This is a genomic window from Acetobacter sp. (assembly GCF_022483985.1).
Lineage (GTDB): Bacteria > Pseudomonadota > Alphaproteobacteria > Acetobacterales > Acetobacteraceae > Acetobacter.
In genome coordinates this window covers 761,584-781,281 of sequence record NZ_JAKVME010000001.1, presented here as the reverse complement: position 1 = coordinate 781,281, position 19,698 = coordinate 761,584, and the positions used below count along the sequence as shown (strand labels likewise).

Genomic DNA, 19,698 nt, shown 5'->3' with positions numbered 1-19,698 from the left:
AGGCCTCAGAGCGAAATCACCCTGAGGCCTTTCTCCATTTCAGAAAGCTTTATGCAGAAACCGGTGTCACATAAGTCTCCAGCGGCTCTGTTACACCAGCCAGTTCCAGAACCCACTGTTCATCGCCGTCGCGCGCGAAGCCGAGACGTTCATACAGGTCTGCCACAACACTATTCTTGGCGGTCGCCTTGAAACGTCCCACAATCCGGTGGACATTCTTTTCCTGAGCGATCCGGATCAACTCATTCATGATGAACTGCTCGAAAGTGCGGGAGAAGACGCGGCAGCTCATCGTCCATTCGGCAATATCGAGATCATCGTTCTGCTTCTGAGCAATCAGAACCGAAACCAGACCATGATCGCCGAACTTGTCCTTCAGGGAGCAGGCCAGAACGACATTGCCGTCATCCGTCATGAAATCACGGACAGTCTGCTCGTCAAATCGCTGTGTCAGAAGGTTGAACTGGTTGGTTTTCTGCCCCAGTTGCACGACACGCTCGATCTGACCTTCCGAAGGACGGACGGCCTGCCCGGCCATGTCCAGACTGCGGAGGTAGGACGGCAGATCAGACGCATCATCCTGCTCGGCAAGCGCCGCCGCACGCATGGCGTAAGCCTCCGTCCTGGCAAAATCGTCGCGGCTGTATTTCTGGAACTGGAACCAGTAGCCCTGCTCGACCTGCGCGATGAAGTCAGCCGGATCACCATCCAGATGGACGGTGCTGACTTGCGGAAGCTCCTGCCGGACAAGCGTGCATTCAGCCGGATTGTCATCAACGAACACCAGCGCGTCGAGACCGATATTCAACTGCTTGGCGATCTTGCGCAGGCCGTTGGCCTTGTCGTCCCATGACGCTTCGAAAGCAGCGAAATCGCCGACCTTGAGAATGCTGCCCGGCTTGTCAAAACCGGTCTTCGCAATGTCAGGATTGTTCTTGCTGCACACGGCGAGAATGATCCCGCGATCGGCAAGAAGCTTCACATAGCTCTGGAAGGCCGCATAAGCCTCGGATACGGCATCACCGCTACCGATCTTGATACCGTCCACACCATCATCGCCGATCACGCCACCCCAGAGCGTGTTGTCGAGATCGAGAACCAGAGCCTTTTTCGCCGTGTTCAGAGCGCCGCGCAAAGCAGAGCGGAACAGAGGAACGTAAGCAGGCAGAGCGCTGTTTTCGATCGGCAGCTTGGCGCTGTACCAGCTTCTGGGGGCAAAGGCTGCGCCATTGCCGTATTCCAGCGCAAAGCGACCGAAATCAATGATCTGCACACCGAATGTCTCGGCGGCCCACAATCTTCTGAGAAGCTGCTGAAGCTGATTGGTATAGGATGACGGCAGATACTGCTCGGCGATGCCGGTCAGACGGAACTGCGGCGGCGGCGGAAAATGGTGAATGATCTTCGCGCCACAATTCTGGCTGATGCGTCGCCACATCGACAGGATTTCATTCGCCTTCCTGTCGATGAGAGTGGAGACGTCTTCCTCGCTTGTGCTGGCCGGAATATCCGCCACCAGACTGCGCCAGTCCGAAACGATGACCGCGATATCCGGTTTGATGCTGTAAAACTCGGAAGCCGGGTTCAGCACATCCTGCATGAAGGAGCCATACAGAGACTGCGTGATATGCGGACGGACCTTCTCCTGCACGCAGCCGATGGCAATCGCCCGCGCCAGCATGTCGGTGGTTGTCGTGCCCATGATATGGACTTTGAGATTGCGGAATTCTTCCGCCTCCCCAAACGGCCATGCCCCCGCGACAATGCGCGTGCCGGTGGACAGAATGTCACCAAGACCGGGAATCGTTTTTGCAGAAAGAGGCAAATCAGACACAGACAACTCCTAACGCTGGACAGACCGGAAACTGATCAGCCGACTTTTTCGGTAACCAGCGTCTCAAGCGCTGCAAAGCTTTTCGTCTGACCGATCAGGTCCAGTCCAAGCTTGATCCCGAACTCTTCTTCAGCAAGCGTAAAGAGTGACAGTGTCGCCAGAGAGTCCCACGCTTCAGTGTTGTCCATTGTTGCCTCAGGGATTTCCTCAGCACTCTTTCCCGGCAGAATGGTATTGAAGACACGAACAAGACGCTTGCGAATACGCTCAGGGGTCATGCTCATCGAAACTCTCCGTTATTTTTCTGTTACTGGCTTTATGGAACCAGTAGTACGACGATCGTGCTGCTATTTATCTTACACCTAAATGCGCGAATTCAAAGGCACCCGCCTCTGCCCCTTCCCGTAAACCAGTACGACATCGTCTGATTTAAGACGGAAATATTTCCTGTTTGATAAGCGGCAGGACAACCACCCTCACCGCCCGCACATCTCACCTCCGCCAGCAGTTTACCCACGTCCGCATGACACATCAGCCAGGTGTCTCATCTGACGGATGGTGAGCAGAAACCCCGCATACTGTCGACTTTACACCGCATCCTTACGAAGCAAGCGGTTTTTCACACCGGCTCGGCAGTATTGGCCATCGGATGAAATCGCCCGTTTACTTTATCAGTCATTCAGTCCGACAGCCCGCAGAACACGGTGATTGGGATTTGAAGACCCTGACAGCGGGGTCTTGTCGAGTTCAGGTTGCAGCATCGCCGCGTGCGGCAGCAGTTCGCGCATATCCTGAGTGAGCTTCGCCGCGTCTGTCTGACTGTGAATGACATGCGGAGTGATCAGCACCAGAAGCTCCGTTCGGGAGCGCGTATTGGTCTGGCTGCCCGCCAGAGCCCCCAGAAGCGGGATATCCTTGACCCACGGCATACCCTGATTTCCGGTCTGCCGGTTATCCGTGATCATGCCTGCGAGACCAACGGTTTGACCGTCAGCAATCTCCACACGGGATTTCACCTGACGTTCGGAAAAGGTCGGACTATTGATGGAGCCGCTTCCCGTCGAAGTTGTTGACGACGATACCTGACTGACCTGTTGCGATACATCGAGCGTTACCAGATCGCCGTTGCTGACATGTGGCGTGATCTGAAGAATGACGCCCGTCGGTTGGTAGTTGATGGAATTCGTGATTGTCGAGTTGGAGGTCAGAACGCCCGTGGTCGAGCCGGTCAGATACGGCACCAGATCACCGACCATCAGCGAGGCGGACTGGTTATCCATCACCATCAGTTCCGGCGAGGACAGAACCTGAACCTTGGTGATTCCCTGAAGAATATTGATGACGAAAGGCGCGCCACCCTGACTGCTTCCCCCGAGCACGAAGCCGGGAAACGAGCTGCTCAACTGGGACGAGGTCAGGGTTGAGGAGATACTCTGCGTCGCGTTGCTCAGGATGCCGTTCACACCGCCTGATTTGAAAAAGAACTGTGTTCCATACTGAAGTTTGTCATTCAGCGTGACTTCCGCGACCGTGGCGTCGATCCTTACCTGAAGCGGAATAATGTCTATCTTGTGCAGCATGGCAATCACGTCGCCGGTTTCTTCCGGCGTGCCGTAAACAAGTATCGAATTATTCTGTAAATCAGGGATGATTTTCACGGTCTCATGAGAGCCTTCACCGCTCCCCTGATTACCAAGACCACCAAGCAGAGGATTGTTGGAAATGCCGTCATCCTGCTGCTGGGAGGACTGGCCACCGCTGCTCCCTGACGTTCCGTCACCCTGACTGCTGGAAGAACCGCTGCTCCCGGATGAGAGCGCGCTCAGTCCCTGCTGCTGGCTGCTGTCCCCCAGAGAAGAACCGGAACTCGAATTGCTGCCGCCGGACATGCCGTTCTGGCTCATCGCGTTACCCATCTGGCCAACCGATGAATTCTGCGTCGTCGGACGCGCCGTCACGTGGCTTGGGGTAAACGCCTGTTGCAGCACGTAGGCCACATCATTGGCCCGCTCATTCTGGAGATAATAGACATTCCAGACGCGAGCCGTTTTGTACCGGCGAGCCTCCACCAGACGATAGAGCCTTTGTATATCGGCAATCTGTCGTTCGGTGTGCGCCACGACGAGAACACTGTCGATGCGCGACATCGGCACGATCTGAAGCTGCCCAGACAGCGCACCGTTCTTTCCCGCATCGAGCGCTGTCTGCAAAGCATGAGACAGTTCCTGTGCATTTCCCGATATGGATGGGAGAAGCGCGTAGGACATGCCGGACAGAATATCCGTATCAAAACTTCTGACGAGATCAGCAAGAGACTGGCGGCTGGCCGGATCACCGCTGACGATGATCACGTTCGAGCCGCTGGAAGCGGCAATGTGCCCGCCATTCTGTTCGAATGGTTTCAGTACCTTGGCCAGATTTTCCGCAGAGGTGTATTTCAGGGCAATCGCAATCTGCCCCTGCTCGGCGCTGCCACCCGGCCCGCCACCAGACCTGCCTCCGGCGAGAGGCACGACACGATAAAGGCCATTATCCTGCACGACAGTTGCACTGGCGCCAGCCAGAATATCTTTCAGCACAGGAAGCAGCTGGTCGCGTCTGATCGGTTTCGTCACCCGCAACGTGATGGTGCCCTGCACGCCGGGATCAATCGTATAATTCACGCCCATCAGGTCGCCAAGAATCTGATCGACCACTGCCCTGACATCTGTTCCAGCGAAATTCAGGGTAATATCCCCTCCGTCACTCTGTCCGGCTGACACCAGCCCGCTTGAGGAGTGACGGCCATACGACGCCAGCGCTTTTGAACCTGTCGTGACGCTGATCTGGCCGTTTGTCCGTTCCGGCGCGTTCATCGACACGACCGACCCCGGCAGGGGTGTCACAACGGGTTCGTTTTCCTGACATCCCGTAAGGGACAGCAGACCCAGCACTCCGGCCGCCAGAGACAGATTATGGTGATGTTTCATAGGGATTCCCGGGCAGACCAAAGCAGATACGAATCAAAAAGATTCATATATTTCATGATATTTTTTAGACACATCAAACACGGAATCTCCGTTCCGTCGAAGCATTCCCGTATGATGGGCTGACGCCCCGGTGAGTTCCGGCTTCATGCTCTCTTTTCACAGTTCCGAAATCATGAAATCCCTGCCCCGCCTGCTGTCCGTCCTGCTGAAGATCACCGTCAGAAACTGAAAAATTTAAGCGTTTGTCTTGCCATATCAGATCGCTGACCGGCTTCGTGACAACGCAATTCCGATGGACTTCAGCCGACATCTCACCCGCAATCACAGAAAATATTCCATTGACGAGAGGAGACTGTCGATCGGAGAGATCATCTTTCAAGGCAGCGCTCACAACCGAAACGTCCGTTTTTGCCGCCATGACGAAAACTCTGAGTAGTCCGCTATGTCATTCATCGAATACTCATGGAGGATGCCGTTTCAAACACTAACGTCAGCACCACTTCCAGTGACTCCCTCAAGCACGAGATCGGCCCTCATCGGAGCAAATTGCAGGGAGTGAGTTCACCCACATACGGCCCGGGCCATGTCGGGCGTTGATACCAGCTTTGCCATTCCAGACCAGAGCCGAACAAGGCAATCGCGGCGCAATCGGACGATATACATCAAAATTTAACAGAAACCTGCTTTCAGCCGAAATCAGGACGTCCGAACCGTCCGTCCTCTCAGGCTGGAATGTTAACCGCTGTGATGGATGTCGAGTATCTTCTAATAGAAGGTCAGGCGCGGCATCGCCATGATGACGGACGTTACCGATAAAAACGTGTATGCCCATCACACCTGCAATGGGCCATCAATAAGAACGCGACAGATATATCGAGCGTCTGCACACACCCGCGCCACAAGGTTTACAGTCCGAATCTCTGCCTGATGAAGGCAGCGGCCCGGCCGGTTTCGTCAAGCGCTTCCCGAGGCCACGGAGAGAAATCACTGTCAAATATCCGGGCGTTTCCCCGTTCCAGCAGAACACGCGCCAGACTGTTATATCCGCCAAAACGACCGGGAACATGCCCCAGAAACAGCGGAAGAACACTCGCCGCAGCCTCCACCAACACGGACACCCGTGTCCCGTAGATAATCACGGCATCCGCGCAGGCCGTAAATCCCAACCCGGGATTGTCGTCAGGCTCACCATGCCGCCAGACCAGCTTGATGCACGAGCCAAGCCCCTCGGCAAAGGCATTGGCAAAAGCTGTTAAGACACCTTCGCCAATCGTGACCATTACGGAACCTCCGAACAGCCTCATACTCAGTTCGATCTGACGGGCGGCCAGCATGGCGTCGGCAACCGAATCACTCCACCCGGTTTCAAGCCACACCGCAATTCTCGGTCTTGGCAGATGCTCCAGCCTCTCCCGCCAGAGCCGTTCGGCGCGCTCATAAAGCGCCGGGGAGACAACGCTCAGCGGCCCCAGAACCGGAAAGACGCGACGGCTCTTCCTCTTCGACACATGCCAGCCCGAAAGAATCACCTCGTCAAAAACGCGGCTGCCCGCCAGAGCTACGGACCGAATGCCGCAACAGTGCACAACCGGCACCTTCAGTTTTCTGTGCAGGGAAAGCCCCGCCATTCCAGCGGAAAACCCGGCCGTCAGAACAAGTCCCGGCGTCGGGGACTCCCCCTCGACAAAGGCCGTCTCCCGCAAGCGCCTGAAAGAGCATCCGAGACGACCAGCAAGCGCATGAGCCGGTCCACACCCGCCCGGCTGAGCTGATTCAATCACCCATACAGGCACGGGCGGCGACGGCGCATCCGTCATGGCGTGTGTCGAGGCTGGTCCACTGGGCAGGTCAGCAGGTTTTCAGCCGTCAGTGATGGATTTTCCGCCTGTGTGCGGCTATGCCACGTCGACGCAGGCGAATGCGCGCGATGGGAAAGGGACATGAAGCACATGATCGGACAGGAATCGGTTCTCGGCAATGATGCCTCTGCGTGGGACCGGGATGCAGCCCTTACAACCGCACGGCTTCTTCTGGAAATCAAGGCGGTCAATTTTCGTCCCGAAGAGCCCTACACGCTGACTTCCGGCTGGAAGTCGCCCGTTTACATCGACTGCCGCCGCATCATCTTTTTCCCTCGCGCCCGGGCAAAAATCGTGGAACTCGGTGTCGAGAAAATCGGCCGTCACGTGGGTTATGAAAGCATCGACGCCGTGGTCGGCGGGGAAACCGCAGGTATCCCTTTCGCAGCATGGTTTGCTGACCGCATGATGACGCCGATGGCCTATATCCGCAAAAAGCCGAAAGGATTTGGCCGTAACGCCCAGATCGAAGGCGATGTGCCGGAAGGCATGCGTACTCTTCTTGTTGAAGACCTGACGACCGACGGCGCATCAAAAATCGGTTTCGCCAAGGCTCTGCGCAATGCTGGCGCGATTGTCGATCATACCTTCGTGGTATTTTTCTACGGCGTGTTCCCCGGCGCTCACAAGACACTCTCGGAAATGGGCATCACCCTGCATTCCCTCTGCACCTGGTGGGATGTGCTCGAAGCCTGCGCCGAGCGTCCGTATTTCTCGGAAGGCGCCGCCGCCGAAGTGCGTCGCTTCCTAGAAGACCCATGCGCATGGTCCGCCAAGCATGGTGGCGTCGGCAGCCTTGAAGAAGCTCTGGCCCTGAAGACCGCCCGCGATTCCTGACGGCGACGCCCCAGTGTCATGAACGTGTCGGCTTTCACGCCAGATCAACCCGCAACCGGAGAGAGTGTCTCGCCCTCTCCGGCCAAAGGCCGTATTCTGGCGTTCGATTCCGGCATTGGCGGCCTTGGCATCGTGGCGGCGCTCCGTCGTCGTCTGCCTGAAGCCAGTATCAGCTATATCGCGGACACAGCCCTGTTTCCCTATGGAGAGCAGGAAGACGCGGCGCTCTGCGCCCATATCGTAGCCCTGCTGAAAGACGCGATCGACACAGCCCATCCCGATGTCGTTGTCGTCGCCTGCAATACCGCCAGCACACTGGCGCTCGGCGCGCTACGCGAAGCCTGCCCGGACACCCCGTTTGTCGGATGCGTTCCAGCCATCCGTTGGGCTGCGCGCATCAGTCAAAGCCGTGTGATCGGGCTGCTCGCCACCAAAGCGACCGTACGCCGCCCGTATGTGGAATCACTACGCTGCCAGTTTGCCCCCGATTGCACACTCATCGCCCACGGCGCACGCCATCTGGCCGATTATGCGGAAGAAGCTTTCAGGGGAAAGCCGCCCGCCCCGCATCTGATCGAGCAGGAAGTCGCCGGGCTGTTCGGTCAGCCTGATGGAGACCGGATTGATGCGGTCGCACTGGGCTGCACGCATTACACATTCCTGCATGAAGCCCTGCGTGCTGCCTCGCCGGACCACGTTGTCTGGCTTGATCCGGCTGATGCGGTCGCCCGTCAGACTGTCACTGTTCTGGAAGCCATGGAAACGTCCCCCTCCCTGCACGATGCAGAAGAGCATCTCTGGTTCACGGCGTCTCCGGTGGATGTCATAGAATTGGAGGCGCATCTGCGCCCGTTCGGTTATGCTCACGCGGAACAGTGGACAACTGGCCAGAGTTTTTAACGCGGTAGGAACGGCATGCAGCTTTCTGCTGCTGTTTTCTCCGGATCAATGGCCCGCCATTCCCGCTTCCGAAATACCACCCGCCCCTGCCGCGCAGATCATCTTATAATTCGATCCTGATCTGCACTGCGTCCCTTCTGTTCACCGCGCACATCGCGCCTGTGACACAGATTATGGATAGTCTCGTGACGCCAGCCGAGCAGACCGGCACGCCTTAACTCATGGCTTTTGCGTCATCGGCTCCGTCTGAAGAAGATGAAATGCCTTGCCGTCAAAATCGTAGAAATATTTTCCATGCCCAGTTTCGTTCAGGCTTCCTGTGACAACAAGCAGAGTACTGTCGCGTCGCCATGAAAGAGGTTCCGTGACATCCAAAGGCCAGTCAGAGACGGTGAAAGGCAGCATCGTCACGGCACCCGTTACGACATTGATGGCGCCTCCCATCACGCATCCAGCGCCGCATCCCCAGGTCGTCAGAACGAAATGTCCGGCAAAATTGACGGGATCGTGCATCGCGTCGCGCAGCATCGTCGCAAACTGACGCTCCTCTTTCGAGCGTATCTTCAGTGACGGACGATGAACCGGTTCTCCGGTTTTGGCCGGATGATCAACAAAGGATATCGAAGACGCATGCAAGGCATCCGGCGCAACAAAAAGAGCAAGACACATCACCCGCAGGGCAAGATTCCGGATTTTCAATACCATTTGTGTTTCATCCAGAATTCTTTGGCGGCTTCCGCCGTTTTATAGCGGGCATAGATGTAGCGTATTCCGCCCTGACACTCTTCAATCGGGTTTCCAAACGAGCTTTCACCATTCGGGTTTAAGTAATATTGCGCTTTCAGAAGCTGGAATAACCCGCGCGCTGTCGATGTCCCGTTTCTTGTATCCACTGCGCCTCCGGATTCCTGCGCCATGATCCAGAGAAGGTCATTGAAGTCGGATGAATTTTTTCCTTCAAGTATCATGGCCTGCCGTAAAGCCGACTGAACGGCAACAGGCACCATGTTCGGATTTTTTTCTATCCAGGGGTGCTTCGAGGGTTTTTGGGGCAATGTATGATGATGGAGCGCATAGGCTGACATCTCGAATCTCCACGGAACATCAAAATCCGGCAATCCCGGTTCCGGCTCTGGCTGAATGACCGGCCTGTCCTGCCAAACTGAATCGCTGTTTCACCGCCGATAAAAACAACGGTGACAGTGCTGGTTTTTCCGACAACGCCCCGCACGCTTAACGGCTTCAATCCACCTGCTTGCAGCAGCGTCCATCAGAACCCTGATGATTATGCGTTATGGCAAGCGTTCTGCCTATCGCGCACGGTCCACCGTGTAGATCGCAACATCTTTCAGCAACTGACGCAGCGGCTCCATATCGGCATTGGCGGATCGACATGCCTCGGACACCTGATCCAGAGCGACACTTGCGGCCTCAGCATAGTCGCGGGCCTTGGCCATGGTCACGTCGATGGCGTTTGTCTTCGCAATCAGGCCAAGCGCACGCTCAAGGTCACCGTCCTGCTGCTCTTCGTTGTTCTCGATCGTCCGCTTCCAGAAAGCCTGCTCTTCGCTGTCTCCGGCGTGATAGGCGGCCAGAACCGGCAGAGTGACCTTTCCTTCGTAGAAATCGTCGCCCACCGTCTTGCCCAGCACAGCCTGATCAGCGGCGTAATCAAGAGCGTCATCGACAAGCTGAAACGCCATGCCGAGATTAGCACCATATTGACGGATGGCTTCTCTCGTCTGGTCATCTGCTTTCGCGACGACCGCGCCTGTTTCGCAGGCTGCGGCGAACAGGGCCGCCGTCTTGCCGTAGATGACCTGAAGGTAGCGATCGACCGTCGTGGTCAGATCGTTCTGCGTGGTCATCTGCATGACCTCGCCTTCCGCCAGCGTCGCGGATGCGGCGGAGAGGATAGCCATGACCGGCAGGGAGCCGTCGGCTGTCAGAATCTGGAAGGCGCGGGCAAAAAGAAAGTCGCCCACAAGCACGGAGGCCTTGTTGCCGAACACGGCGTTGGCGCTGGCCAGACCACGGCGAAGCTGGCTGTTATCGACCACATCATCATGCAGCAGCGTCGCCGTATGGATGAACTCCACACAGGCCGCCACGCCTACATGGCGCATGTCGTCACCGTGCTCCCGATATCCGGTCACGCGAGCCGCTGCGAGCACCAGCAGCGGCCGGAGCCGCTTGCCGCCCGCCGCCACCAGATGGGCTGCCAGTTGCGGGATCAGCGGCACGTCGCTCTGCATCCGCGCCACGATTTCCCTGTTGCAGGCCATCATGTCATCGGCGAGATAATCAGCCAGAGCTTTCAGGACGTTTTCACTGTTCCGAGGTTTCACGGCATCATCCACACGTATGCTGTCGCCAGACTTCTTTTCGGGCTGGTCGGCATTCGGGCTTGCGGTGCCCTCCGTATTCGGCAGATTGACTGCAACGTGCAAATGACTTTCTCCCGAAAAAGGGACCCTAGTAGTGCAACCATATGAGCGGCGCTCCGGAGACGGTCAAGTTGTCCGCCCCGCAACACCCTCCCTTTCCGACCTGCCCGAGACCACGAAGGGCACTCTTTTGGATGGGCGTATTGTCTATCATCAGTTCCGGCATGGCTACCGGACCGGCCTTGAACCCGTCCTGATGGCAGCTCTCATTCCGGCGCGCCCGGGCGACCGCGTGATGGAGGCTGGATGCGGCGCTGGTGCTGGTCTGCTGTGCCTTTCGGCCCGCGTGGAGAATCTTGCCCTCACCGGATTTGAAATCGACCCGGCAACGGCGTCTCTGGCCCGTATCAATCTCGTCCTCAACACCCGCAACGATACTGAGATCATTACGGGAGATATTTGCCACGCGGGCCAGATCTCACGTGACGCCCCGGAAGCATCCCCTTTCCGATTCGATCATATTTTCGCCAATCCTCCATGGCACCGGGAGGACGCGACGGCCTCCCCAGAACCCCGGCGGGACAAGGCGCGACGGGCCAGAAAAGACACCCTGCACCGCTGGATTTCCACCTTTGCCGGTTTGTTGAGGGAAAAAGGTTCGCTGACGCTGGCGATTCCCGGCACCCGACTGGCTGAAACCCTCGCCGCCTGCGAAAAAGTGCGGATCGGCAGCGCCGAAATCATCCCTCTCTGGCCTCATGAGGGTGAAGAAGCCCGGATCGTGCTGATTCGCGCCCGTCGTGGCGGCCAGGCCGGCTCAAGGATTCTGCCGGGGTTAGTCCTGCACAAGGATGATGGCAGTTTCACTCCTGCCGCAGAGGCGATCCTGAGAAACGGACTTCCCCTTTACGCCGAGTCCTTCAGGAGTCCGAAACGAGTCTCAGGCCCTCACAAAGACCTGTGAACTCCTGTTTCTTCAGAGGAACAGCGTCGCATCACGTGTTTTACGAAACACTCTCTTAACTTGACATCGCCCGCCATTGAGCGGCTGCATACTGACCGTGCAGCCGCTGATGGCTCTGTCCCGCTCGCTCCCGGCCCCGACGCCATTCTGGAATATGGAATGGCCACTTCAGCAGGCCGGACCAGCCAAGAGGGAAAAATCAAAGGGGAACATACCGATGAGCAAATCATCTGCTTCCAGCAAGATCGCACAGGCCGGTACCGCCGAGGTCCAGCATTATCTGCGCACACCCACGGACCTGCCCAGCGAAGGCGTGGAAAACATCTCCGCCGCTCTCCGCGCACTGCTTGCCGACGTCTTCGCCCTCTATCTGAAAACGAAGAATTTCCACTGGCACATGAGCGGTCGCCACTTTCGCGATCTGCATCTGATGCTGGATGATCAGGGCGCTGAACTGCTCGCCATGACGGATCCTCTGGCGGAACGCGCCCGCCGGATCGGTGGCCTCACGCTTCATTCGATTGGCGAGATCGGTCGCCTCCAGCGCGTCAAGGACAATGATGCCGTCTATGTCGATGCGCCCGACATGATCGCCGAGCTCTGTGAGGACAACAAGAAGCTGGTTGCCTCCATGCGCGAAGTGCACGGCCTGACGGACGAGGTGGGCGACTGCGCCACGACAAGTCTGCTGGAAAACTGGATCGACGAAAGCGAAAAGCGGACGTGGTTCCTGTTTGAAGTCACACGCACCACGTTTGGCGCGAATAGCTGAGCGAAAAGAGGCCTGAAGCCCTCAAGCGAGCGTCTTCAGGCCCGCCCGCTTTCCATTAGAACCGTCAGATCAGGTTGGCCGTCCGAAAGCCTTCAGTTGCAGCTTTTCAAACCTCTTCGCTGCTCCCGGCAACTGGGGATCAAGCTCCATCACACGTTGCCACGCTTTCAAGGCCGCCTGCCCGTCTCCGGCAACATCCTCTGCCGCTGTGAGCAACTGCCAGCTTACGGCGTCGCTTCCATCATGCTGAAGCGCGACACCAAGGTCACTGATCGCGCCACCGGGATCACCGCCCAAAATCCGCGCCTGCGCCCGCAGCCGCCACAGGACGGCAACGTCATTCTGCAAAGACAGCGCCGCGCCGAAATCCTCGACAGCATCACCGGGCTTCTCGCTCGCCAGTTCACGCGCTGCCCGCCGCATGAGGAGTCTCGTCGCGGGCCTGATGGATTGCGTACGGAGTTCCTCAAGCTGCCCCCGCAGCAATGCAGCTTCCGTAGGATTTTTTGACGCCGCAAGCTGGGCAACAAGCGCGGCTTTTTTGGTCTCACTCGAAAGCTTCTGCGGCGAGGAGGATGTCGTGGAGGGAGCCTTACCCGCGACGGCAGGCTCGGCCTGAGCGGGCGCTACGGTCAGAAGGACAGCCAGAGCGGAAGAAAGAGAAATTCTGTTCATACAACGAAAAAACCCGCCTTTTGGGTCCGTTTCCAGAGCCAGCGGGCGGGTTTTCCTGTGCATGGGATTTATCAGATCGATCTTGAGGATCAGCCCTGACGTGCCTTCATGCGCGGGTTCTTCTTGTTGATGACGTAGACGCGACCGCGACGACGCACAACGCGGCAGTCCTTGTCGCGGACTTTTGCCGACTTGAGGCTGTTTCTGATCTTCATAACTCGTCTCTTCTATCCGTCTGCGGTCGGGTCCGCATGAAAAAGTTGCCGGGACATACGCAGCCAAAGCTGAAAAGTCAATGCAATGAGCCGTTCCGTCTCATCATTTCAGCCCTCTTCCCGGCTTTCGGGTCATAATCATAGAGAGGGGGCCGTCTCTCCCCAATGGCTGTCGGCATGATGCAGAAGCGCTCGTCGCTCTCACTGGCAAGGTCAGTCCCGGTCAGGACCATTAATATCTTTATCATCACTCAGAAAACGATCCAGAACCGCCACCTTCATGGGTTTGACCTTACGTTCCAGATCGCGGTCGTAGCGCCGGTCATTCGGTTCCGCGCCACGCTGGGCCTTGCGCGTGTAAAGCGACATGAAAGTGCTGATCGTAGCGACTCTCAGCCCTTGGCGCTCATCCTTGTTTGGACGGCGTTTCGAAGGGTTGCCAGCAGGCAAATTGTTTCCGTTTTTGCTCAAGCTGTCTGTGTTCGCCATACGCATATCGAGGACAACAAAGGCGCACTTAGATATCTATATTTTGAGACATTCCGAATCAACCTCTCACAGTCTGCTGGAGCAACCAGCGCTCAGCCCTGAGCCGGACATCATCTCTCCTCTTCCAGCAAAACGGCATCCGTTCCGCTGGGGGCCAGCTTTTTCAATGCGCGAGCCAGAACCCGGAAATCCTCCGTACGAGGCGATTTCAGCCGCCAGCCTAGTCCGATTGTGCGCCAGGCCGGACCACCCGTCACCGGACGCGCCACCACACCCGTACTGTCGAGAATGCCCGAAGCCACCGCCAGTTCCGGTAGAAGCCCGACGCCAAGGTCCTCTCCGATCATGCGGACCAGAGTATGCAGGGCCGACGCCGTGTGTGCCGATTCAGGCTCGTTCCCCGTCCAGTTCCGCTCCTGACGACAGACATCCACCGTCTGCTCCCGCAGGCAGTGGCCATCTTGCAGCAACACCATCCGCTCATCCCCGAGCATATCAAGCGGCACGGAGGAAAGCTTCGCCAGAGCATGTTTTTTGGGCAAAGCCAGAACAAACGGGTCTCGCCAGAGCGGAATCGTCTCCAGCCCCTCGCACAGGCACGGCATGGCCAGAAGCATGGCGTCCAGACGACCCATCGCTATTTTTTCCAGCAACCGCTCCGTCATATCTTCCGTAATGATGAGCCGTATCTGCGGAAACCATTCCTTCACGAGGGGAATGAGGCGCGGCAGGATGAAGGGACCGATTGTCGGGATCACACCCAGTCTGACCGGCCCTGTCATCGGCTCACGCGATGCCTGCGCGATCTGGGCAATCCCCTCCAGAAGCTCCAGCGCCGCGCGCGCGCGACGCACCACTTCTTCACCCAGCAGCGTAAAGACCACGCGCTTGCCCACCTCCCGATCCAGCAGGCTGGCGTCGAGTTGCCGTTCCAGCGCCAGAATGCCGGCGGACAGGGTGGACTGCGTCACGGCGCAGGCCGAGGCGGCCCTTCCGAAATGCCGCAGCTCAGCCAGAGCCAGCAGATAACGGAGTTGCTGGGGCGAAGGCAGGATCATCATGGGCGGCACTCCGCTCGATCGATTTCATCAATCGTATTATGATAAATTATTCATTGGCATGATTGCCACAGCATGGCCATAGATATGTCCAGCGGCGCGCCAGACCGACGCCCGCAGCAAGACCGAAACATGCAAGGAGCATTCCGATGCTGACCGTTGGCGACAAGTTTCCTTCCTTCGACCTGACCTCCGTTCCGGGTGGCCCGGAAGGCCTGACCGGCAAGTTCGTCCAGATTTCCGACACGACGGACGCAGGCAAGTGGAAGGTCGTCTTCTTCTGGCCGAAAGACTTCACCTTCGTCTGTCCGACCGAGATCGTGGCGTTCGGCAAGCTTGCGAAAGACTTCGCAGACCGTGACGCCGTCGTTTACGGCGTGTCGATCGACAGCGAGTTCGTTCACCTGAACTGGCGTCTGCACCACGAGGACCTCAAGAAGCTTGAGATCCCGATGCTGGCCGACATCAAGCGTGAGCTGTCCGATGCGCTTGGCGTGATCGCAGCGGGTCCGGGCGTTGCCCTGCGCGCCACGTTCATCGTCGATCCTCAGGGCATCATCCGCCACGTGTCGGTCAACGATCTGTCGGTCGGTCGTAACCCGCAGGAAGTCCTGCGCGTTCTCGACGGTCTCCAGAGCGACGAGCTGTGCCCGTGCAACTGGAAACAGGGCGACGACTTCCTGAAGGTCTGATCCTTCCCGAAGTCCGGGACGCTGCGGAGCGCGGCTTCGCCTGCTCCGCAGCGTCTCTTCCTACTGATTTTATTCTGCAAGTCTCGGGACCATGTCCTGCCCCTCATGAAATAGAGTGAAGCATCATGTCGATCGAAGCCCTGAAAGAGCGCCTGCCCGATTACGCAAAAGACCTGCGTCTCAATCTCGGCAGCCTTGCTTCCGACATCACGCTGAACGAACAGCAGCTTGCCGGCACCTTCGTCGCCACCGCCATCGCTTCCCGCAATGAGGAAGTGACCAAGGCCATCATCGCAGAATTCGGCGCGAAGCTTAGCCCAGAAGCACTGGACGCGGCCAAGGCGGCCGCCGCGATCATGGGCATGAACAATATCTACTATCGCTTCACCCATATGGTGGGCGGTGACTACACCCAGATGCCCGCCAAGCTGCGTATGAGCGTGATTGCCCGCCCCGGTGTGGATAAAGTGGATTTCGAACTCTGGTCCCTCGCCGTTTCCGCCATCAATGGTTGCGAGATGTGCGTGAAGAGTCATGAACATGCCGTGCGTGAAGGTGGTCTGAGCAGCGAGCAGGTCCAGACGTCCGTCCGTATTGCCGCGACCATTCATGGCGTGGCCGTTACGTTGCAGGCCGAACCAGCCGCCTGAAAAACATCTGAAAACACCGGCTGTCCTCACAGGACGCAGCAAGGGCATCAGTGCGACGCACGGTGCCCTTTTTCATTCCGGGGCTACCATTACTCCAGAGACAGCCTGCTCAAGACACTCCTGACTTTTAGCGTGGGCGGCATACCCTTCCCCGCAGAGAAATACGCTGGCGACCGACAGCATGCATCGTCGGGTTCTGCCTGCCCGGCAACAGTCTGAATTTTCTGATCAAGGCATGCTCACGGAACGTCCGGCGTCTCTTCTGCCTTCCGTGAAGGGCTCGATGCCACTCCTGACGTCACGATGATCTCTCGAACCGGTCGGAATCGCCACAGGGAGCAGACGACATCTTCTGTCTGCTGAACACCGGCCCGGAACATCCAGTCCAACCGCCCTATCATGCCCCGCAACTCTCTGATTTTCCTGAAAATGACAGTTTTTTCAAAAGGGGGGTTGCAAGTCCTGAAAACGTCATTATAAAGCCGCTCAACGACGACGCGAAACGCGGCATCGTTCGAAAAAAGCGGGTGTAGCTCAGTTGGTTAGAGCGCCGGCCTGTCACGCCGGAGGTCGCGGGTTCGAGCCCCGTCACTCGCGCCACTTTCTCAAAACATAAAAAGAAAGTGGCGCGGTTGCACCTTATCAGGGCGCCAACCCAAAACTCACTCTGATGAGTTCTGTTTCCCGAAATAATCATTCATATCATCGGAAAACAGAAATTTAGCCCACAGGGCTTCTTCCCTTACACATATCGCTATCAACCCGATTGAAGCGCTTCCTTCGTCCGTCCTTTTTACGACGTCGCACATGATGAGAAACCCAGAGCAGGCAGCAGACTCTCAAGCCACGATTCGCGGCGAACATGCAAAACCGAGCGGAAAAACATGTGCCATCAAATAAACATATGCGTTATATTTTCTTGAACGATTGCTTTTGGACGCATTATCCGGGGATCAATTCATGGCCTTCCGTCTGGAACGCGTAAATTATGACATCAATAGCCCCAACGAAGCCGTCAGAACATGTCTGCAAAAGAAAAAACAGATGTCGGCAGCGGTTGGACAAGGTGGCTTTAACGGCATCGGCAAGGAATCGTGCTGCGCCTATGTCAGTTGGGGAAATAACAACAGAATCTGTTCTGCCATCGGCGTTAGTCGGAACAGGTCGCTTTTCTGTAAAAGTGGACAGTTCTCTACTGCTTATATCCATGGCGAACTCGACGCTATTGTTCAGGCCATAGAAGAGAACAACGCCCTCCCCCATTTTCACCAAATTTACATTGAAATGTCGCCCTGCCCAAAATGCACGGCGGCGCTAAATAATTTATTGCCTGACAATCAGGTTGTATATTTCTCATTCGATTATCAGACTGAACGTGAATTATGGGCGGCAGCCGCCAGAAGGCTGTAAGCGGCCCAGAGTATTTCTCCTGATCATGATCTGAGGGAACGAAGAAGCTCCCAGTTCAAGGCTGGGGCTGCTTACAGTCGCTTCTCCTGACGGGAGAAGCCTGCTCCGTCAGAAATGTCTCATGAGACACAGCCAATAAATCAAGAAATAGGTTTCTTACGGTCTTCCGGACAGCCGGAAACAGACCGTAGGACTTCTCAGCTTTCCACTCTGCGGACCGCTCCTCCGAACTGTCCATCGAACCGCGCACGATCAGCCTCGCGCAGCCGCACCAGCACGTCCATCTGTGTTTCGTGATCGTCCCGCGTGACAACCTCACCATGCTGATACAGCCACGCCAGAGCCTCTCCAGCTTCAACGGGAATGCTGTAGCGCAGCAGCTCCATGGCATGCACCATGTGAGCGTCAATGGCCGCCATAAGCTCCGGCAGACCATCTCCCGTTATGGCCGAGATGGGCACGGCTGTACCGTGATGTTCCACATGCTCGGGGCCACCCAGCAGATCCGCCTTGTTGAGGACTTCAATCACACGGGACCGCCATTCCTGATCCAGCATGCCATCCCGTTCCATACCGGACAGAACGGAGATCACGTCAGTCCGCTGCGCTGCCGTGTCAGGATGCGCGATATCCCGCACATGCAGGATGATGTCGGCCTCGGCCACCTCTTCCAGAGTGGCGCGGAATGCCGCAATCAGCTCCGTCGGCAGTTCACTGATAAAGCCCACCGTGTCGGACAGGATCACCTGTCGTCCTGACGGCAGGCGGATCGCCCGCATCGTCGGATCCAGTGTGGCGAAGAGCTGATCCTGAGCGTAGACGGACGCGCCGGTCAGAGCATTGAACAGCGTCGATTTACCCGCATTGGTGTAACCCACCAGCGCCACGATCGGAAACGGCACACGCCTGCGTGCGCTCCGATGCAGGCCACGGGTCCGGCGCACCTGCTCCAGTTCACGCTTGAGGCGAACGATACGGTCGCCAATGATCCGCCGGTCGGCCTCGATCTGGGTCTCGCCCGGACCACCAAGGAAGCCGAAACCACCGCGCTGACGCTCCAGATGGGTCCACAGGCGGACAAGACGCGATCTCTGATATTCCAGATGCGCCAGTTCGACCTGAAGGCTACCTTCCCGCGTCGCGGCCCTTGCGCCGAAAATATCGAGAATCAACCCGGTCCGATCGATCACCTTGCAGCCGAGCGCCTTTTCAAGATTGCGCTGCTGACCGGGAGACAGTTTGGCGTCGATGACGACGACCTTGATCTTTTTTTCAGCCACCGCCTCACGCAGGGATTCCACCTGCCCTGTCCCGAGCAGGGTCGCAGGCCTCCGCGCCCTGAGAAGCAGGACGGCTTTCAGCACAACAACCAGACCGATGGAAGATGTCAGGCCGACAGCCTCGTCCAGTCTGGCTTCGGCAGCCCGGACATCCTGATCACGGTCAGGCTTTTCCCAAGGGAGGATAACGGCCGCGCGTGTGGCGGGAGATGCTGTTTCAGTAGGTATCGTCGACAAGAGTTTCGTCGCTCTCCACATGAAGAAGATGTTGCTGATTTGCTTCCGTCTCGACGGACACACCAGCCTTGCCGGAAGCGGTTTCGACAATATTGACCGGGGCAAGAGGCATGACGGTGCTGATGGCGTGTTTGTAGACCAGCTGGGTGTGACCGTCCCTGCGGAGCAGGATCACGCTGTCGTCAAACCAGGTAATGACTCCCTGAAGCTTGACGCCATTGACGAGAAAGATCGTAACCGGCGCTTTTCCCCGTCTGACATGACCGAGAAATACGTCCTGGACGTTCTGAGGCGGTGTCTTTGCCACGATCGGAGTCCTGTTCTTCTTTGTTCTTGTTGCCCGGTATGATTCGAGGCTTACCTCTGTCATTACGCTTACAAACGTGAAGCTCAAAGGCCAGAGCTCTCATCCAGACATAAATTTGACGACAAAATTGCCGTAATCAATGCGGATGACATGCCTGTTTACC

Annotated in this window: 20 protein-coding genes and 1 tRNA gene; 8 read left to right on the top strand and 13 right to left on the bottom strand. The window is 57.2% G+C overall.

The window, feature by feature from the left end:
- Positions 1 to 49: 49 nt before the first annotated feature.
- The 4 genes from LKE90_RS03405 to LKE90_RS03390 form a co-directional block, all read right to left on the bottom strand.
- Complete coding sequence (locus LKE90_RS03405; protein ID WP_291490874.1) at positions 50 to 1,834, bottom strand: HAD-IIIC family phosphatase; 1,785 nt, start codon at positions 1,832 to 1,834, stop codon at positions 50 to 52.
- 35 nt (positions 1,835 to 1,869) lie between these two features.
- Positions 1,870 to 2,118 carry an acyl carrier protein gene (locus LKE90_RS03400; RefSeq protein WP_291490873.1) on the bottom strand — a complete coding sequence of 83 codons (249 nt, stop codon included), beginning with the start codon at positions 2,116 to 2,118 and terminating at the stop codon, positions 1,870 to 1,872.
- 387 nt (positions 2,119 to 2,505) lie between these two features.
- Positions 2,506 to 4,803 (bottom strand): type II secretion system secretin GspD, encoded by a 2,298-nt coding sequence (gene gspD / locus LKE90_RS03395; RefSeq protein WP_291490872.1) that lies wholly within the window; start codon positions 4,801 to 4,803, stop codon positions 2,506 to 2,508.
- Positions 4,804 to 5,708: 905 nt separating this feature from the next.
- Positions 5,709 to 6,620 (bottom strand): ELM1/GtrOC1 family putative glycosyltransferase, encoded by a 912-nt coding sequence (locus LKE90_RS03390; RefSeq protein ID WP_291490871.1) that lies wholly within the window; start codon positions 6,618 to 6,620, stop codon positions 5,709 to 5,711.
- Between the two features lie 123 nt (positions 6,621 to 6,743).
- Here LKE90_RS03390 and LKE90_RS03385 point away from each other — a divergent pair, with 123 nt between their 5' ends.
- Both LKE90_RS03385 and murI read left to right on the top strand, forming a co-directional pair.
- Positions 6,744 to 7,499, top strand: a complete 756-nt coding sequence (locus LKE90_RS03385) for an orotate phosphoribosyltransferase (protein WP_291490870.1) — start codon at positions 6,744 to 6,746, stop codon at positions 7,497 to 7,499.
- A gap of 18 nt (positions 7,500 to 7,517) precedes the next feature.
- Positions 7,518 to 8,399 (top strand): glutamate racemase, encoded by an 882-nt coding sequence (gene murI, locus LKE90_RS03380; protein WP_291490869.1) that lies wholly within the window; start codon positions 7,518 to 7,520, stop codon positions 8,397 to 8,399.
- A gap of 219 nt (positions 8,400 to 8,618) precedes the next feature.
- On the opposite strand, the gene LKE90_RS03375 is transcribed toward murI, so the two are convergent.
- From LKE90_RS03375 to LKE90_RS03365, 3 genes are all read right to left on the bottom strand, one after another.
- A complete protein-coding gene (locus LKE90_RS03375) occupies positions 8,619 to 9,104 on the bottom strand; it encodes a hypothetical protein (RefSeq protein ID WP_291490868.1) in 486 nt (161 codons plus the stop codon).
- On the bottom strand, positions 9,095 to 9,484 hold the full coding sequence (locus tag LKE90_RS03370; protein WP_291490867.1) for a transglycosylase SLT domain-containing protein: 390 nt from the start codon (positions 9,482 to 9,484) through the stop codon (positions 9,095 to 9,097). Before LKE90_RS03370 ends, LKE90_RS03375 begins: the two co-directional genes overlap by 10 nt.
- Positions 9,485 to 9,709: 225 nt before the next feature.
- Entirely contained in the window at positions 9,710 to 10,849 is a 1,140-nt protein-coding gene (locus LKE90_RS03365; RefSeq protein ID WP_291490866.1) for a polyprenyl synthetase family protein, read from the bottom strand.
- A 31-nt stretch (positions 10,850 to 10,880) separates the two neighbouring features.
- Between LKE90_RS03365 and LKE90_RS03360 the strand changes: the two genes are divergently transcribed.
- Complete coding sequence (locus LKE90_RS03360) at positions 10,881 to 11,750, top strand: tRNA1(Val) (adenine(37)-N6)-methyltransferase (protein ID WP_291490865.1); 870 nt, start codon at positions 10,881 to 10,883, stop codon at positions 11,748 to 11,750.
- A 217-nt stretch (positions 11,751 to 11,967) separates the two neighbouring features.
- Complete coding sequence (locus LKE90_RS03355) at positions 11,968 to 12,522, top strand: Dps family protein (RefSeq protein ID WP_291490864.1); 555 nt, start codon at positions 11,968 to 11,970, stop codon at positions 12,520 to 12,522.
- Positions 12,523 to 12,591: 69 nt separating this feature from the next.
- Here LKE90_RS03355 and LKE90_RS03350 read toward each other — a convergent pair whose 3' ends face one another.
- From LKE90_RS03350 to LKE90_RS03335, 4 genes are all read right to left on the bottom strand, one after another.
- Positions 12,592 to 13,197, bottom strand: a complete 606-nt coding sequence (locus LKE90_RS03350; protein WP_291490863.1) for a hypothetical protein — start codon at positions 13,195 to 13,197, stop codon at positions 12,592 to 12,594.
- Positions 13,198 to 13,286: 89 nt separating this feature from the next.
- Positions 13,287 to 13,412 carry a type B 50S ribosomal protein L36 gene (ykgO, locus tag LKE90_RS03345; RefSeq protein WP_003625637.1) on the bottom strand — a complete coding sequence of 42 codons (126 nt, stop codon included), beginning with the start codon at positions 13,410 to 13,412 and terminating at the stop codon, positions 13,287 to 13,289.
- Between the two features lie 213 nt (positions 13,413 to 13,625).
- Positions 13,626 to 13,862, bottom strand: coding sequence for a hypothetical protein (locus LKE90_RS03340; RefSeq protein ID WP_291490861.1), 237 nt, complete (start codon positions 13,860 to 13,862; stop codon positions 13,626 to 13,628).
- 149 nt (positions 13,863 to 14,011) lie between these two features.
- Positions 14,012 to 14,962, bottom strand: coding sequence for a hydrogen peroxide-inducible genes activator (locus LKE90_RS03335; protein WP_291490860.1), 951 nt, complete (start codon positions 14,960 to 14,962; stop codon positions 14,012 to 14,014).
- A 146-nt stretch (positions 14,963 to 15,108) separates the two neighbouring features.
- Between LKE90_RS03335 and LKE90_RS03330 the strand changes: the two genes are divergently transcribed.
- The 4 genes from LKE90_RS03330 to LKE90_RS03315 all read left to right on the top strand — a co-directional run bounded on the left by LKE90_RS03330 (position 15,109) and on the right by LKE90_RS03315 (position 17,711).
- Entirely contained in the window at positions 15,109 to 15,651 is a 543-nt protein-coding gene (locus LKE90_RS03330) for a peroxiredoxin (RefSeq protein WP_291490859.1), read from the top strand.
- Positions 15,652 to 15,776: 125 nt separating this feature from the next.
- Complete coding sequence (locus LKE90_RS03325; RefSeq protein WP_291490858.1) at positions 15,777 to 16,301, top strand: carboxymuconolactone decarboxylase family protein; 525 nt, start codon at positions 15,777 to 15,779, stop codon at positions 16,299 to 16,301.
- Between the two features lie 523 nt (positions 16,302 to 16,824).
- Positions 16,825 to 16,901, top strand: a tRNA-Asp gene (locus LKE90_RS03320).
- A 360-nt stretch (positions 16,902 to 17,261) separates the two neighbouring features.
- Entirely contained in the window at positions 17,262 to 17,711 is a 450-nt protein-coding gene (locus LKE90_RS03315) for a hypothetical protein (RefSeq protein ID WP_291490857.1), read from the top strand.
- 197 nt (positions 17,712 to 17,908) lie between these two features.
- Here the strand turns inward: LKE90_RS03315 and hflX are convergent, their stop codons facing one another.
- Complete coding sequence (hflX, locus tag LKE90_RS03310) at positions 17,909 to 19,249, bottom strand: GTPase HflX (RefSeq protein ID WP_291490856.1); 1,341 nt, start codon at positions 19,247 to 19,249, stop codon at positions 17,909 to 17,911.
- Positions 19,209 to 19,535: an RNA chaperone Hfq gene (hfq, locus tag LKE90_RS03305; protein ID WP_291490855.1), complete on the bottom strand. Its 327-nt coding sequence runs from the start codon at positions 19,533 to 19,535 to the stop codon at positions 19,209 to 19,211. Before hfq ends, hflX begins: the two co-directional genes overlap by 41 nt.
- Between the last annotated feature and the right edge of the window lie 163 nt (positions 19,536 to 19,698).